The organism is Trinickia camelliae (assembly GCF_053525655.1).
In genome coordinates, this window is the sequence record NZ_JBCHAA010000002.1 from 323,284 (window position 1) to 338,750 (window position 15,467).

At 63.5% G+C, this 15,467-nt stretch carries 18 protein-coding genes; 6 read left to right on the forward strand and 12 right to left on the reverse strand.

Going from position 1 to position 15,467, the window contains the following annotated elements:
- Window position 1: 1 nt before the first annotated feature.
- The 6 genes from AAHK20_RS04895 to AAHK20_RS04920 all read right to left on the reverse strand — a co-directional run bounded on the left by AAHK20_RS04895 (window position 2) and on the right by AAHK20_RS04920 (window position 4,599).
- Window positions 2-961, reverse strand: coding sequence for a glycosyltransferase family 2 protein (locus tag AAHK20_RS04895; RefSeq protein ID WP_449180316.1), 960 nt, complete (start codon window positions 959-961; stop codon window positions 2-4).
- A 210-nt stretch (window positions 962-1,171) separates the two neighbouring features.
- Window positions 1,172-1,348: a DUF1427 family protein gene (locus AAHK20_RS04900; protein ID WP_449180317.1), complete on the reverse strand. Its 177-nt coding sequence runs from the start codon at window positions 1,346-1,348 to the stop codon at window positions 1,172-1,174.
- Window positions 1,349-1,360: 12 nt separating this feature from the next.
- Window positions 1,361-2,323 (reverse strand): quinone oxidoreductase family protein, encoded by a 963-nt coding sequence (locus tag AAHK20_RS04905; RefSeq protein ID WP_449180318.1) that lies wholly within the window; start codon window positions 2,321-2,323, stop codon window positions 1,361-1,363.
- A gap of 127 nt (window positions 2,324-2,450) precedes the next feature.
- Window positions 2,451-3,284, reverse strand: a complete 834-nt coding sequence (locus AAHK20_RS04910; RefSeq protein WP_449180319.1) for an AraC family transcriptional regulator — start codon at window positions 3,282-3,284, stop codon at window positions 2,451-2,453.
- A gap of 65 nt (window positions 3,285-3,349) precedes the next feature.
- The gene (locus AAHK20_RS04915; protein WP_449180320.1) at window positions 3,350-3,664 is read right to left on the reverse strand and encodes a helix-turn-helix domain-containing protein; all 315 of its coding nucleotides are present in this window, start codon (window positions 3,662-3,664) and stop codon (window positions 3,350-3,352) included.
- Window positions 3,661-4,599: an SMP-30/gluconolactonase/LRE family protein gene (locus AAHK20_RS04920; RefSeq protein ID WP_449180321.1), complete on the reverse strand. Its 939-nt coding sequence runs from the start codon at window positions 4,597-4,599 to the stop codon at window positions 3,661-3,663. Before AAHK20_RS04920 ends, AAHK20_RS04915 begins: the two co-directional genes overlap by 4 nt.
- 277 nt (window positions 4,600-4,876) lie before the next feature.
- On the opposite strand from AAHK20_RS04920, the gene AAHK20_RS04925 reads away from it, so the two are divergent.
- The 3 genes from AAHK20_RS04925 (at window position 4,877) to AAHK20_RS04935 (ending at window position 7,161) form a co-directional block, all read left to right on the forward strand.
- Entirely contained in the window at window positions 4,877-5,341 is a 465-nt protein-coding gene (locus AAHK20_RS04925; RefSeq protein WP_449180587.1) for a universal stress protein, read from the forward strand.
- A 150-nt stretch (window positions 5,342-5,491) separates the two neighbouring features.
- Entirely contained in the window at window positions 5,492-6,289 is a 798-nt protein-coding gene (gene fnr / locus AAHK20_RS04930; protein ID WP_449180322.1) for a fumarate/nitrate reduction transcriptional regulator Fnr, read from the forward strand.
- Between the two features lie 56 nt (window positions 6,290-6,345).
- Window positions 6,346-7,161: a DUF72 domain-containing protein gene (locus AAHK20_RS04935; RefSeq protein WP_449180323.1), complete on the forward strand. Its 816-nt coding sequence runs from the start codon at window positions 6,346-6,348 to the stop codon at window positions 7,159-7,161.
- Window positions 7,162-7,176: 15 nt separating this feature from the next.
- On the opposite strand, the gene AAHK20_RS04940 is transcribed toward AAHK20_RS04935, so the two are convergent.
- Window positions 7,177-8,070 (reverse strand): LysR family transcriptional regulator ArgP, encoded by an 894-nt coding sequence (locus AAHK20_RS04940; protein WP_449180324.1) that lies wholly within the window; start codon window positions 8,068-8,070, stop codon window positions 7,177-7,179.
- A 109-nt stretch (window positions 8,071-8,179) separates the two neighbouring features.
- Here AAHK20_RS04940 and AAHK20_RS04945 point away from each other — a divergent pair, with 109 nt between their 5' ends.
- Window positions 8,180-8,815 (forward strand): LysE/ArgO family amino acid transporter, encoded by a 636-nt coding sequence (locus AAHK20_RS04945; protein WP_449180325.1) that lies wholly within the window; start codon window positions 8,180-8,182, stop codon window positions 8,813-8,815.
- Window positions 8,816-9,032: 217 nt separating this feature from the next.
- Window positions 9,033-9,221 (forward strand): hypothetical protein, encoded by a 189-nt coding sequence (locus tag AAHK20_RS04950; RefSeq protein WP_449180326.1) that lies wholly within the window; start codon window positions 9,033-9,035, stop codon window positions 9,219-9,221.
- Between the two features lie 14 nt (window positions 9,222-9,235).
- Here the strand turns inward: AAHK20_RS04950 and AAHK20_RS04955 are convergent, their stop codons facing one another.
- The 4 genes from AAHK20_RS04955 to andAc are packed head-to-tail and all read right to left on the reverse strand — an operon-like array spanning window position 9,236 to window position 12,591.
- Window positions 9,236-10,453 (reverse strand): NAD(P)/FAD-dependent oxidoreductase, encoded by a 1,218-nt coding sequence (locus AAHK20_RS04955; protein WP_449180327.1) that lies wholly within the window; start codon window positions 10,451-10,453, stop codon window positions 9,236-9,238.
- A 27-nt stretch (window positions 10,454-10,480) separates the two neighbouring features.
- Window positions 10,481-10,813, reverse strand: a complete 333-nt coding sequence (gene andAb / locus AAHK20_RS04960) for an anthranilate 1,2-dioxygenase ferredoxin subunit AndAb (RefSeq protein ID WP_449180328.1) — start codon at window positions 10,811-10,813, stop codon at window positions 10,481-10,483.
- 13 nt (window positions 10,814-10,826) lie between these two features.
- Window positions 10,827-11,303, reverse strand: coding sequence for an anthranilate 1,2-dioxygenase small subunit AndAd (gene andAd, locus AAHK20_RS04965; protein ID WP_449180329.1), 477 nt, complete (start codon window positions 11,301-11,303; stop codon window positions 10,827-10,829).
- A 1-nt stretch (window position 11,304) separates the two neighbouring features.
- Entirely contained in the window at window positions 11,305-12,591 is a 1,287-nt protein-coding gene (gene andAc / locus AAHK20_RS04970) for an anthranilate 1,2-dioxygenase large subunit AndAc (protein ID WP_449180330.1), read from the reverse strand.
- Between the two features lie 302 nt (window positions 12,592-12,893).
- Between andAc and AAHK20_RS04975 the strand changes: the two genes are divergently transcribed.
- Window positions 12,894-13,922 carry an AraC family transcriptional regulator gene (locus tag AAHK20_RS04975; protein WP_449180331.1) on the forward strand — a complete coding sequence of 343 codons (1,029 nt, stop codon included), beginning with the start codon at window positions 12,894-12,896 and terminating at the stop codon, window positions 13,920-13,922.
- A 20-nt stretch (window positions 13,923-13,942) separates the two neighbouring features.
- Here AAHK20_RS04975 and AAHK20_RS04980 read toward each other — a convergent pair whose 3' ends face one another.
- Window positions 13,943-15,148: an MFS transporter gene (locus tag AAHK20_RS04980; protein WP_449180332.1), complete on the reverse strand. Its 1,206-nt coding sequence runs from the start codon at window positions 15,146-15,148 to the stop codon at window positions 13,943-13,945.
- Between the last annotated feature and the right edge of the window lie 319 nt (window positions 15,149-15,467).

Here is a 15,467-nt window from a genome sequence, read left to right on the forward strand (position 1 = left end):
GTCAGCAGGCGGGCGTGTCTGCGCCCGGCGCCGGGATGCCGAGATACGTCAACCGCTTGGCCTCTGCGCGGCCACGCGTGACGGTGTCGAGAATCAAGCCGCACGTGAGCAGCATGGCCCCGAGCAGCATGAGCGCGGCACACAGCAACGCCGTGGGAAGGCGCGGCACCGTTCCGGTTTGCACATAAGTTGCGGCAAGCGGCAACGCAAGCAGAATCGAACTCAGCGCACACACGAAAAAGCCTAGCGAGAAAAACATCAGCGGCTTTTCCAGCTTGAACAGCTTGAGGATGGTCAGCAAGATGCGCAGGCCATCACGGTAGGTATTGAGCTTGCTCTCCGAGCCGTCCGGCCGCGACTTGTACTGCGTTTGAACCTCGGCGACCGGCATGCGCAACTCGAGTGCGTGCACGGTCAACTCCGTTTCCGTTTCGAATCCGCTGGCGTGTGCCGGGAACGACTTCACATAACGGCGCGAGAAGACGCGATAACCCGACAGCATGTCCTTGAACGTTCGGCCGAAAATCCGGGCGACACATTGCGTCAGCAAGACGTTGCCGAATCGATGGCCTAGCCGATACGCCGCTTGCTCATCGGTCACACGGGAACCGACGACCATATCGAGCCCGTCTTCCTGAAGCCGGCGCACGAGATCGGGGGAAGCGGCGGCGTCGTACGTGTCGTCGCCGTCGACCAGCACGTAGACGTCGGCTTCGACGTCCGCGAACATCCGGCGAATCACCTCGCCCTTGCCCTGCAACGGAACCCGGCGCACGGTGGCGCCAGCGGCTTGGGCGAGCGCAACGGTGTCGTCCGACGAGTTGTTATCGAAGACATAGACGCTGGCCTCCGGAAGCGCCTTCCGGAAATCGCGGACCACGGCGCCAACCGTCGCGGCCTCGTTGTAACAGGGCACGAGTACCGCGACCCGTTGCGGGGGAATGCCGCGCGAAACTGTCATGAATTCGTAACTTTTAAATAGGCAGTAAAGCCAGACAAGGCCAGATAGAGCGTACCCATCTCAAAAAATGTCGCAAAAAAAAAGCGCCTTGTCATGGCGGCAAAACGCGCAGTGGAGAGCTTCCGGCACTAGCCGGCCCCGGCCTCCACTGGCCGCCGCATCCTAAAGGCCACGCGTGGCGCTGTCAACTTTGGCCCCTGCCGCTTCAGCTCACCCCCAAACCCGCTCAAACACCGCCCGGGCAAGCGGTATCACATGCTCTCCGCCCAGCATCCCGAACAGCCCGACGAGCGCGACTGTCGGCGGCGCCGGGGATTTCACGCCGAACACACTGTAAATCACGCCGACGAGCAAACCGAGCGCCAGCGAGATTAGATAAGGTTTCATCGCAGGCGCCCCTTACATGTTGATGACGACGCGTCCCGCGGTACCCGCTGCCACCGCTTCATACGCAGCGCGCGCCTCGCTCAGCGGATAGCGCTGCGCGATCACCGGCGCCGTCAGCTTGCCGCTGTCGAAACCGTCGGCGAGCGCCGTCATCAAGCGCGCCGATTCGGCAACACCAAGCTTCGCGCTGTCCGCGCCGAAAAGCTGCGTTTCGTTGTGATAGAAGTCGATCAGGTCGAATTCGACACGGCGCTTGCCCGTCGCGCTGATTTCCACGACGCGGCCGCGGCGCTTGGCGAGCTTCAACGCCGTCTCGAACGTGACGCCGCCGACCGCGTCGAACACCACATCCGCGCCGCCGCCCGTGAGCGCCTGGACGCGCTCGACAGCCGAGTCGTCGAGCAGCACGAATTCGTCCATCAGTTGCGCCGCGGGCGAGCCTTCCGCGGGCCGCTCGCGCGCCACACCGATCACGCGCGCGCCGCGCGCCTTGGCAATCTGCGTGACCGCGCCGCCCACCCCGCCGCTCACGCCAATCACAGCGATCGTTTCGCCGGCGGCCAGCTGCGCGTAGTCGACCGTACCGAGCCAGCCGACGACGAAGTTCACGCCGATCGCGGACGCTTCGTCGTGGCTGAGCTTCGCCGGCTTGCGCGAGAGCGCCACGACGGGAATCTCGATGAACTCGGCGTGCGTGCCGTCGCGTGTGAAGCCGATATCGCCGCCCGTCCCCCAGACCTCGGCGCCGAGCCACTCGGCAGGCCCCTCGACGACCACGCCGCTGAAATCGCGTCCGGGAATGCGCGGCAGCGTCGTATGGTGGAAATGGCCCGACACGTTCTTGACGTCGCTCGGATTGACCGACGCGCTCACGATCCGCACGATCGCGGAATCGCCGCCGCGCACCGGCGTCGGGACATCGACGGTTTCGAGGACTTCGGGATGGCCGAACGACTTGACTTGAATCGCTTTCATGACGAAACGCTCCTAGTGGGGGGTTGGCTGCCGAACGCAGCGCATGACCGAAGTCTAGGTGTCCGACATCCCGGTGTGCTGACAAGTGCTTTCGAATTCCGGACAGAGTTCGCGCAAGGGCGGTTGGCTATTCGTCGAGCGGATCGGCGAGATCCGCGGGACCGTCGGCTTCGGCGCCCGCAACCTTGAGCGTCTGATGCGGATAAAACTCAGTGGGCGGCGCACCGAGTTCGCGTCGAAACATATCGCTGAAGCTGCTCGGCAGATAGCCGAGCGAACGCGCGACGCTGCTGACCGAGCGCCCTTCCGCCAGACGCGATACCGCGACCGCCAGTTGAACCTGCCGCCGCCATTCGGCGAAGCCGACACCCAGCTCGCGCGTGAAGAGTCGCGCGAGCGTGCGCACGCTCGCGCCGACGGACTCGGCATGCTGCTCGAAACTGATGTCGATCGACGGATTGTCGATCACGGCGCGGCAGAGCGATTCGAGACGCCGGTCCGACGCGCTGGGCAGGGCAATCCGCAGCGAATAGCGCGTCGCATGCTCGAGTTCGAGAACCACCATTCGATACGCGGCGTCGAGATAAGCCCGATCGCGTTCGCCTTCATGCTCGGCAATCGTCGTGATCAGCTCTCTTAGCAGCCCGTTGATCTCGAACACGTCGCACTGCCGGCTCAGATGCCGCACAAATGGCGCGCGCAGATAGACGTTGCGCATCTCGACGGCGCTCATCATCCGGATCGAGTGCACAGTGCCCGCCGGCAGCCAGACGGCGCGCTGCGGCGGCACGACCAGCGCCTCCTGGCCGACCTCCACCCACATCACGCCCGCGACGGCGTACAGCACCTGGGCCCAATCGTGCGAATGCGGCTCGACGCGGTGCCCACGCGGATAGCGGCGTGCGAGCGCGCGTCCCTGTCCCGGGGCATCGTGAAGATCGGGGGGCGCAGCTTTGGGCATGATGGTTCGGTCGTTGACGGACAGCTTTCGGTGCAGCCGCGCGCGCTAGCGCAGTCGATGAAACATCATGCGCCAAATAGTTCGGCGCAAAGATGACGGCCCTCGTCGGTCAGGCCGGCGCTGCCGGTGCCGTCGTCGGCGATGGCCATCTCGACCAGGCCCGCCGCCTCCAGCTGCACGAGCAGCCGGCGCAGCGTGCTCATCGGCAGAGCGGAGCGCTTGCTCAGCTTGGCGAGCGACCACGCCTTCGCCGGCGCTGCCTGCGAGGCTTCGTGCAATTGCATCAGCAGCGCGGCGATGGCGGGGTCGAGGCCGCCTTCGTCGTCACCGTTTTCGTTATCGCTGCCGTTGCCGCTTTCGCTATCGAGCACGCCGCTCACCCGCCCTTTACGCCTTGCGTGTTCACATACAACGAATAGAGCCCGTGGCTTGCCGCCATGAAGAGACGATTGCGGTGGCGGCCGCCGAAGCAGACGTTGGCGCAGCGCTCCGGCAGCGCGATATGGCCGATCGCCTCGCCTTGCGGCGTAAAGATTCGCACGCCATCGAGCTCGTCGGTCCCCATGCCCCAGCCGCACCACAGGTTGCCGTGGACGTCCACGCGAAAGCCGTCCGGCGTCCCGGGACCGGCGTCGATCAGCACGCGGCCCTTCTCGATCGACGCGCCGTCCGCGCCAACGTCGTACGCGCGGATCTTGCGCGGTTCGCCGCGCGATTCGACGATGTACAGAATCGATTCGTCCGGCGAAAACGCAAGACCGTTGGGGCCCGCGAGATCGTCGACGACGACGGACAGCTCGCCCGTCTGCCCATCGATGCGATAGACGGCGGAAATCAGTTCGGACTCCTGCTGCTCGCCCTCGTAGAAGCTGTCGATGCCGAAGGTCGGGTCGCTGAACCAGATCGAGCCGTCAGACTTCACGATCACGTCGTTCGGCGAATTCAAGCGCTTGCCCTGGTAGCGGTCGGCGAGCACGGTGATCGAGCCGTCGTATTCGGTGCGCGTCACGCGCCGCGTCAAGTGCTCGCAGGTCACGAGCCGGCCCTCGCGGTCGCGCGTATTGCCGTTGGCGTTATTCGACGGCTTGCGATACTCGCTGACAGCTCCCGTCGCTTCATCCCAGCGCAGCATCCGGTTGTTCGGAATGTCGCTCCACAGCACATAGCGCCCGTCGCCGAACCACACCGGCCCTTCGGACCAGCGCGCGCCCTGATACAAGCACTCGACCGAAGCCGATGCGATGTGCAGCGCGCTAAAGCGCGGGTCGAGCACCCGGACGGCGGGGTCCGGATAGCGGCGGGAGTTGTCTGTCATGAGATGGCCTCTCGTTGATCGCAGGCGTCGATCTTCGCATGACGGCGAGCCGGCGTCGAACGACGGGGCGACCCAACGGGCCGGGTCAAATGAAATGACCTCGCGCTTGCAGTCAATATGAAAATCATTTTCATTTAATCCGCGATTATTGCGTCCGCTCTCCTTTATTAATCTTCCGGTCGAACGAAATCCTCAGACCAGCCATTTAATCTTTTCGAGAAACGGCCGCTATACGCAATCAACCGGCAAATTAGCCGCTCGAAAACTGGCAGTCATTATGTACAAGCGCATTTTCGTCGCCATCGACGACAGCAAACCTTCCCGACGCGCGTTCGACACCGCGCTCGATCTGGCGAAGTCGAACCGGGCCACGCTGCGCGCGTTCCACGCGCTCAAAGACTCCGCGATCGGCTACCAGGTGCCGAGCTACGACCCTTCGGTTCTGCGCGAAAAGCTCACGGAAGAAGGCGCCGTTCTCGCCCAAGAGTTCTCGCAGGCGATCCGCGAGGCGGGCGTCGACGGCGAGGTCGTCACAGGCCCGGCATCGACCATCGAAGACGTCGCCGTGCGCGTCCTGCAGGCCGCCACCGCGTTCGACGCCGATGTGCTCGTGATGGGCACACACGGACGCCGCGGCGTCCACCGGTTGATCATGGGCAGCGTCGCCGAGCGCTGCCTGCGTCAATCTGCCTTACCCGTGCTTTTGATTCCGTCCGCAGCCCCGCCCCGCTCAGTCGAATAAGTGCTCGCACCCTATATACGCGATGCGCTTTTTATGTCATGACACCGCGCAAGTATTCGTATCGGTCTAACGCGGCGTTATGTCGCTAAATGGACAGGGTTTGAGGTGGGACAATAACTTCATCGTAATTAGACATTGTTTCCACCGATCATGCTGACTCCTACCATCGCCCCCTTACGCAATCCGAGCAACCCGAATATTCCCGTCGACACAGTCGTTCCGGGTAACCGCGCGGCTACCCGCGCCACCCCCCCGGCAATGCGCCAAAACGCCAATTGCTCGAGCTGCGCGATGCGCCATTTGTGCATGCCGCAGGGTCTCTCGGCCGACGAAATGCCGAAGCTCGAAGCGCTCATCTGCACCGCGCAAACCGTCAAGCGCGGCTCCACGCTGTACCGTTCGGGCGAGGCGTTCAGCAATCTGTACGCGGTCCGCTCGGGCTCCCTGAAAACCGTCCTCACGCACCGCGACGGCCGCGAGCAGGTCACCGGCATCCACCTCGCCGGCGAAGCGCTCGGTCTCGACGGCATCAGCGACGACACGCACACCTGCAACGCGATCGCGCTGGAAGACAGCTCGGTCTGCATCATTCCTTACGACGCCCTGAAAGCCCTGTGCCGCGAAACCGGCGCGATGCAGCACCGCCTGCACAAGCTGATGGGCGAGCAAATCGTGCGCGAAACGTCGCAGATGATGCTGCTCGGCTCGCTGAACGCCGAAGAGCGCGTGGCCACGTTCCTGCTCGACGTCTCGGAGCGCCACGCGAAGCGCGGCTATTCGCCGAGCGAATTCCATCTGCGCATGACGCGCGAGGAAATGGGCAGCTATCTCGGCATGACGCTCGAAACCGTGAGCCGTATGCTGTCGCGCTTCCAAAAGCGCGGGATCATCGAAATGGAAGGCAAGCTGATCCGTATCGCCGATTTCACCGCACTGCGCAGCATGTAGATCCATTTGCTACAGTTGACCCGTTTGATTCGACCCACTCGACAAACGGATCGACCATGGCAACTCGCAAAAAGCACGGCATTCGCGTCGGCATCGGCGGCTGGACCTTCGAACCCTGGCGGGGCACGTTCTACCCGTCGGACCTCACGCAAAAGCGCGAGCTCGAATATGCAAGCCGGCAACTGACGTCGATCGAAATCAACGGCACGTTCTACGGCACGCAGCGCTCCGACAGCTTCGCGAAGTGGTACGACGAGACGCCTGAAAGCTTCGTCTTCGCCCTCAAGGCGCCGCGTTTCGCGACGAATCGCCGGGTGCTCGCCGAGGCCGGCGAATCGGTCGAGCGTTTCTTCGCGAGCGGCGTCATGAGGCTCAAGGAAAAGCTCGGGCCGATCAACTGGCAGTTCGCGACGACCAAGCAATTCAACGCCGAAGACTTCGAAGCCTTTCTCGCGCAGTTGCCGCAGGAAGTCGATGGGCAGGCGGTGCGGCATGCCGTGGAAGTCCGTCACGACAGCTTCAAGAACCCCGATTTCATTGCGCTCGCCCGCCGCTACGGCGTGGCCGTCGTCGTCGCCGGCGATTCTCAGTACCCGCAGATCGCCGATCACACCGCGCCCTTTGTCTATGCCCGCATCATGGGCACCGCCGAAACGGAAGCGCAGGGCTATTCCGATGCGGACCTCGATCTCTGGGCCGAACGCGCGCAGCAGTGGGCGGCCGGCAGCACGCCCGACGGACTCGAGACCGTCGCCGAGGCGCCTCGCAAAGCAAGCAAGCGCGATGTTTATCTCTACGTGATCAGCGGCTTCAAAGTGCGCAATCCGGCGGCAGGGATGGCGATCATCGAAAGGCTTGGGAAGGCCGGGTAGCGGCGCGCTTGCGCCTCAATCCAAAAACGCCCCCGCTCGCTTTTTCAGCTCGGCGCCGAAATCGTCGAGCCAGCCGATCGAAAGCCGCCAGCTCTGCCAGTACAGGTCGACATCGAGATACTTGCCCGGCGCGATGTCGACCAATTCGCCCGCCGCGAGGTGCGCGGAAATCATCGGCACCGGACACATCCCCCAGCCCATCCCCGTCATCGCCGCGCGCAAGAAACCGCCGACGTGCGGAATCCAATGCAACGGCGGATCGACCTCCGCGCGCGTGATGCGCCGTATAAAGCGCGTCTGCAACGCATCTTTCGGATTGAACACGACGCATGGCGCGCGACGCAGCGAATCGCGGCTCACGCCGTCCGCGAAATAGCGCGCCGCGAACGACGGCGACGCCACGGCCAAGTAGCGCATCCTGCCGAGCCGCGTCGAACGGCACCCCTGCACCGGCTCCGCCTGCGTCGTGACAGCGCCCTGCACGCTGCCGTCGCGAATGCGCTGCGCGGTGTGGTCCTGATCGTCGATGACGAGATCGAGCAGCGTTTCCCGCTCGACGCAGAACGGGGCGGCCGCATCGACGAACCAAGTGCCAACGCTGTCGTCGTTCACGGCCACCCGCAGAGTCGGCCACGATTCGGTAAGCGCACCGGGCATCGACGGCATCTGCCCCGTCAACTCCGATTCGAGCAGCTTCACGCGCTCGGTGTGGCGGCACAAGAGCGCGCCCGAGGTGGTCGCTGTGCAAGGCTGTCCGCGCTTCACGAGCACGCTGCCGACGCGCTCTTCGAGCAGTTTCACGCGCTGCGAAACCGCGGACGCCGTGACGTTCAGCGCGCTCGCCGCGCGATCGAACGAACCGTAGCGGATGACGGCGGCGAGCGCGTCGAGCAGGGCATAGTCGAGCATTAGCGTTCCTTAATCGGCTTTAGCTAAATTAGCTTTTCTTACGTGTGCAAAACACGCAGACTAGCCCCGTTGGCTTCTCTCGTCTACCCGTCTCGTCCCCTGAATCGAAATGAACTGGACCGCTTATTCGCACGGCGCGGCATTGTGCGCCTCGCTCATCGTCACCATCGGCGCACAGAACGCCTTCGTGCTGCGCCAAGGCATCATGCGCTCGCACGTCGGCAAGATCGTCCTGCTGTGCACGCTATCGGATCTCGTGTTGATCGCAGCGGGGGTGGGCGGTGCGTCGGTGCTCGTCGAGCGCTATCCGGTGTTTATTCATACGGTGCTGTACGCGGGGCTCGCCTATCTCGCGTGGTTCGGCATCAGCGCGTTGCGACGCGCACTGCGGCCGGGGCACGCGGTGATGGATGTCGGCGCGCAAGCGGCGAGCAGCGCCGGCGGCGCGACGGCCGCGCAACGCGCGTGGCCCGTCATCCTGATGACGCTCGCGTTCACCTGGCTCAATCCGCATGTGTATCTCGACGTGTTCCTGCTGATCGGCACGGCGGGCGCTCGCGAACCGGAAGGCGCACGCATGGCGTTCGCGCTCGGTGCGATGTCGGTCAGTCCGCTGTGGTTCGTGGGCCTCGGCTATGGCGCGCGTCTGCTCGCGCCCCTGTTCCGCCGTGCGAGCGCGTGGCGCGTGCTCGACGGCGCGATCGGCAGCATGGTGCTGCTGCTCGCGGCAACTCAATTGCGCTAGTTGCGCTGGATCTCATCCGCGCGGCGCTTGGCCGCGCAACGCTCCCCTCGCATCGTTCCGCCCGGCTCCCGCAGCCGGGCGTTCGCAAGTCGCATTTGCATGTCACACGGGCATGGTATATACCTGCAACGCGGCATTCGCGGCTTCACGTCGGAGAGGTATGCCAAATGCCGCTTATTTGGCGCTTGTCCCAGCGAACATACGAGTAGAGGACACGATGGGGTACTTGAGAATCCTCGGCTACGGCATCTTGGGCGTGATCGTCATCGCGCTCTTGGTCGTCATGTGCGCGATCCTGAAGGAAAGCGTCATCTCGCACGGCGCCGATCAACACGATCAGTCCGAAGGCGTGGTTATCCGCTCTTCAGTACCGGGCGGCGTGGCCAAGGTGTCGGCGTCGCAGTAGCGCGCAGCCGGCTATCAAAGCCGCGATAACGGAACGCCAGTGTCTGCCAAGCGTTCCACCAATACCTCGCGCTGGCTTTCGATCAAGCGTCGTGCAAATCGCAAATCCCGCGCCGCATCGACGCCGATGGCCGCCTTGACGCAATCCCCTTCAAGATAAAAGCGCACGAAGCTGCCGCCTTCGGATTGCCGGCGTTCGACAACCGTGTGCGTTGCGCTGGGAAAGCCGTAGATCTGCAGATTGACACCGTGCTGATCGGACCAGAACCACGGCAACGGTTGATACTGCACCGCCTGCCCGAGCGCCGCCTTCGCCGCGCAAATGCCCTGCTCCTGCGCGTTCTGCCACGACTCCAGGCGCAGCCGCCGTCCCGCCCATGCGTTGTGCGCGGCCGCGACATCGCCCGCCGCGTAGATGGACGGATCGGAAGTGCGGCATTGCTCGTCGACGATGATGCCCCCCTCGCACGCAATGCCTGCGGCCCGCGCGACGTCGTCGTTGGGAATGATCCCCACGCCGATCACCGCCGCATCGCAAACCAGCTCGCGCCCATCGCGCAACGCTACCGCGAGCTTGCCGCCGGCTTGCCGCGTAAAGCCCGTCACTTCCGCACTGAGCAGCACGGGCACGCCGTGCGAAGCATGAAGCTCGGCGAGGTAAGCGGAGACATCGGGCGGAACGGTGCGCTCGCAGAGCCGCTGAGCGCTTTCGACGACCGTCGCATGGCCGCCCATCTTGCGGCACGTCGCGGCCACCTCCAGACCGATCCAGCCGCCACCGATCACGACCAGCGACGCGTCCGGCTGCAACAGCGGGCGCAACGCGAGCGCGTCATCGAGCGTGCGCAGCCGGTAGATGCCTGGCAAATCCGCGCCAGGCACGTTCAGTTCGCGTGCGCGTCCACCCGTGCAAAAGATGAGCGCGTCGTAGTTCAGCGTTTCACCGCCGTTCAGCGTGACGCGCTTTGCCTCGGGTTGCAGCGCCGTGATCCGGACATTGCTCCGCCAATCCAGGGCAAGATCGACGAAGTCGCTTGCGCCGAAAATGTGCGTGCCCTCGATCGGCTTCTCGCCGGTCAACACCGCCTTGGAGAGCGGCGGACGCTCGTAAGGCGGATGAGACTCGTCGCCAATCAACACGACGCGTCCGCCAAAACCTTCCTTGCGCAGCGTGCGCGCCGCCCAGCCGCCGGCCTGCCCCGCGCCGGCCACGATGATCGTGGATTCGCTCATGTGCTCAACCTCGCCGAAGACGAACGTTCATTCAGCCAGCGCGATGCGCGGCAGAACCTGAACCGCCACACGCCCCGCTTCGATACGTACCGGGTACGTCTGCACGGCGTGCTCGCAAGGCGCTTTCCGAGCTTCGCCCGTGCGCAGATCGAAAAGCCCTTGATGAAGCGGACATTCGACGCAGCCGTCCTCGACGAAGCCCTCGGAGAGCGGCGCCGTTTCGTGCGTGCAGAGATCGTGCAGCGCAAACAATTCGTCGCCCACGCGGAAAATCGCGATCGATACGCCGTCAGCGTTCACAGCGCTCGGTTCGTCTTCGACGAAGTCGTCGAATGCGCCGATGTCATGCCAGGTGCTCATATGCATTACCTCTTCAGATCGGCGTGGCGAGCAGGGTCTGGACACGCGATGTGTCGTAGACCACGCGCTTTTCGCTAAACAGCCACACGCCATCGCGTTTGACGACGGTGTCCCGATAGCACCCGGCCTGGTAGACCACCGAGTCGCCCGCCGCGCCGGTGCTCACGACGATGTAGCTGGAGGTCGTCTTGACCTCGTCGTCGTTCATCTCGTCGATGACGAGACCGCCGAGCGCATGGCGATAGGTGTGCGCCTCGAAGATGTTCGCGTGACGCAGCGCGACGATGCGGTCGCGCATCATCTTTTGGTTGCGGCAGTAGATGATGGGTGCGGGCAGCCCGCGGTCCGCGTTCTCCTTCGAGACGATCGTGTAACTCGCGTCTTCGGTGAAGAACTCCGGCCACGTTTCGAGCTTGCCGCTATCGATCGCGTGGGCGTAACGGTGCTGAAGCGCGCTCAGTTCGAGCCAGCATTGCAGTTGCTTATCCATGTCAGTAGCCCATCGCCTTTTGGTATCCGGTCCAGAATCGGCGGATCAAGTTTTCGGTGATATTGCTGTTGGTCTGCTCGGGCGCATCGAGCCCCATGCCGATATACGACGTCTTGTCGCCATCGCGCACCGTGCCGCGCTGAACGAGTTCCGTCGCCTCGGTGTCTTCCATCGAGATGTAGCCGGCGGGACCCACGAGATTCGTCTGCAGCAGACGCAGATCGCGCAGTTCCTGTGTGTCGTCTTCATAGCCGAAGAAGTGGAAGATCAGCTCGAAATTGTTCGGGCCTTTAGGCAGCAATTGCCGCGCGACCAGCGTGTTGTGAATCTGCTGAATGACGAGCTGCGGGAAAATCGGCTGGATGTGATTCGTGCAGTCCTCGTCGAACTCGGAGATCTGCCCGAGCACCGCGGGATCCTCGAGCGCGAACCCTTCTTGCATCGAGCGGATTTTCTGGTCGGTGTACGCCGATGCCGTGTTCGTATCCGCGATCGGCTTGGTTACGGTAATCAAGCTGTGCAGGCCATCCGTCTCGTCGGGAATCGAGCGCGCGCTCATGCCGACGCGGAAAATGTTGAAGGTCGTATGGAACAGATGCAGCAGACTCGCGTGATACGGATCCTTCACGTTCTCCAGATAGAGCTTCCAGTTCGACTTCGAGTACTGGCGCGTGCACCCCAGGAACTGAATCGGCTTGTGGAATACGCGGTCAACCCACGGCAGCATCTGCGGACCGATGTAGTCGACGAGCGGCGGCGTCTCGTCGCTGAACGTCGCGAACACGAGCCCCTTGTATTCCTCGACGCGCAGCTTCTGCAGACCGTGTTCGGCTGTGTTGAATGCCTTGGCCATGCCGATCAGCATCGTGCCGCCCTGCTTCTGCCCGCGCTTGAACGGCACGCCCTGCAGGTCGCCTTCGCACGAGTAGTTCCACTGGTGATAGACGCACGTATGCGACGACGCATTGCCGTATTTCTCGCGGCACACCATCGCGCCGCGATGCGCGCAGCGGTTCACCCAGCAGGCAAAGCCGTTCGCGGTACGAGTGACGACGACGGGCGTGTCGCCGACGAACGTGCTCTTGAAATCGTTGACGTTCGGGATTTCGCATGCAAGCGCAACGAAATTCCAATGCGGGCCGCGATAGATGCGCTCCTGCTCACGCTCGTAGACTTCCTGCGAGCTGAACACGCTATAGGGAACGCACGAGCCATCCGGCTGGGGAAACGCGACGCGCCGCTCCGCTGCGCGCTGCATGACGTCTGAAAGTTCTGCCGCTTCTGACATTGACTGTCTCCGTATCAAGTCGTTGTGAGGCAAATCTTAAGAACGCCGTTTTTTCGCCGCTATCCGAAACCGGCGAATTGCTCGCCGGTTCTATCCGTTTTTTGCGAGCACGAAAGCCTTCATGGATTGCGGCGGCGCAGCGAGGCCGTATTCGTCGAATGAATAGGCGCACGCTGCAAAGCGCATTCGAATCCCGCCCTGACGCGAATAATTTTTTCTGACAGAATCGGGCCATCCTTACGTTCGCACCCTATTGCTTTCAGAAAACCTTCAGTCGCGGCGCGACGACTCGGAGAAAATCGATGTCGCTGTCCCCCAAAAGCGAGGCACTGTCGGGGCTCTACCGCAATTGCCTGTTTCGTTCAGACGTTCGCGTGAACGTCCACGATCAGGTTGCGCGCGAGCTTTCCGATCACGTCTTGCGTTGGAAGCGAGGCGCGCCTGATGCCGCTCTTTTCAAAGGCGAACTGAATCAGCTCACGGTGTACGCGTTGCAGTACGGGGCGGACGTCGAAGTCGCGCCGAGCCCGTTCGACGATTTCTCACTGGTCCATACCTCGCTGCAAGGCGGGGCTGAAATCGAAGCCGATGGGCGCACGCTCAACGTGTCCGAAGGGCGTACCGCGATACTCTCGCCGCGCGATCGCCTGCGGATGCGCTGGTATGCCGGCACACGGCAATTGATCATCAAGATTCCGAATGCGCTGCTGCGTGCCGCGACGGAGCCAGATGCGGCGCATGAAGCGAGGCTGATGCCCGGCTATCTCGTGCCGCGCGAACTGAATCTGCAATGGGACATGCTCGTGCAATCGCTGCTCGGGCTGCTATCGATCGAGCAGGCGTCCGCCGTGCATCCAGCGTGGCGCGATCATTTCGAGCGCAACATCGCTTTGTTCCTTCTGGCTCATCAGCCGACAGCGCTGCTTTCGCCACTCGGGCCGAGCGGTTCGGCGGTTGAGGCAGTCGATCACGGCCACGGAAGCTTCGACGGATACGCAGGCGCCTCACGTCAGACAGACGCGTTGCTGGAATACGCGAACGCGAAGCTCGCCGCTCCGGTGTCGCTCGAAGATCTCGCCAATGCCGTTGGGGTCAGCGTGCGTTCGTTGAACGCATTGTGTCAGCGGCACTTCGGCGTTGCGCCGATGACCTTGCTGCGCAATATGCGGCTCGATGCCGTGCGGGCGCATCTGATCCTCGCGCCCAATGCGAGCGTGACCGACACCGCGCTGGCTTACGGGTTCGGTCACTTGGGCCGCTTCTCGGCCTACTATCAGGCGCGTTTCAACGAATTGCCGCGAGAGACGCAAAGAAAATCCGGAGTCCTTTAAGAGAGCCGGCTAACTGCGCGTCAGCTTTGCCGCGCCAAAGCCGGCTCTGGGCGCGAATGCACCCACGCGGCGAGCGCCGCGAACAGGACGCCGACCACGCATACGCCGGTCCATCCGAAGTGCCGCCATGCCATGGCGCCCACTGCGGAACCGAAGGCACCGCCGATGAAATAGCCCACCAGGAACACCGTATTGATACGGCTGCGCGCATCGGGCCGCAACGCGTAGATGCGCGATTGGTTCGCGATCAATGCGGCCTGCACGCCGACATCGAGCACGATGACGCCGACCACCAGCCCCGCAATGCTTGCTCTCGCGAACATCAGCTCGACGAATGCGGCGGCCACGAGCCCGACCGCCAGCGTGATGATCGCGCCCGGTCCACGCCGGTCCGACAAGCGCCCCACCACCGGCGCGACCAGCGCGCCCGCCGCGCCGACGATGCCAAAGAGCCCCGCCGCTTGCGGCCCGAGATGAAACGGCGGGCCCGCGAGCAGGAACGTCAGCACCGACCAGAAGGCGCTGAACGCGGCAAAGATCGCACCGCCGGTCAGCGACGCGACCCGCAGACCGTGCAGCTCGACCGCCAGATGCCACATCGAGCCCAGCAGCTTGCCGTACGGCAGCGTGGAGGTCGGCTTGCTATCCGGCAGCCGCGTGGCGACGACCACGGCCAACGCGATGAGCGATAGCACCGACGCACCGAACACCGTGCGCCAGCCGAAGTACTCGGCCACGAAGCCCGCCGCGGTGCGCGCCAGCAAGATGCCCAGGAACATGCCGCTCATCACGGTGCCGACCGCATGCCCGCGCTCCGCGGACGGCGCCAGTTCGGCCGCGAAGGGCACGGCCTGCTGCACGATCGTGGCCAGCACGCCGATCGCGAGGCTCGCGCCGGCGAGCACGAAGAGCGACGGCGCCGCCGCAGCGAAAACGAGCGCGATCGACAATCCCACGATCTGCGCGAGGATGATGTGTTTTCGATTGATGCGGTCGCCAAGCGGCGCCAGCAAGAACATGCCGACGGCGTAGCCGAGCTGCGTGGCGGAGGGAACCGAGCCGATCCAATGCTCGCTTTGCGGAAACGACGCCCGGAAGCTTTCGAGCAGCGGCTGGTTGTAGTAGATGTTCGCCACCGAAACGCCGGCGATGATCGCAAGCAGCCGCAACATGCCACGTGAATAGTGGGCTGAGCCGTCGAAATGCGCGGTTTGTCCGGTGGACATGGGCGTTGACCCCAAGCGCGTGAACAAGCGGGAAAGACGTGATGCCGGCACATTGCGAGCTGCGCGTTTGCAGCTATTTGCTCACGCGATCATACCGGAGGCGAAGCGCGTCCGATTAGGTGCTTTGCCGCCAACAAATAGCCATCTTTTGCCATTAGCGTTCGAATTCGCTGATCATGATCGGAAGCAGAATCGGGAACCCGCGGTAAAGCGAGCCCCTGCAAGCTCCGGTAGCTGCTGATATGCTCGTCGTTCGCGTTCGACCCAGACGCCATCCGGCGTTCCGCCGGTCGAATCGAAGTGCAATGTCTCGAACCAA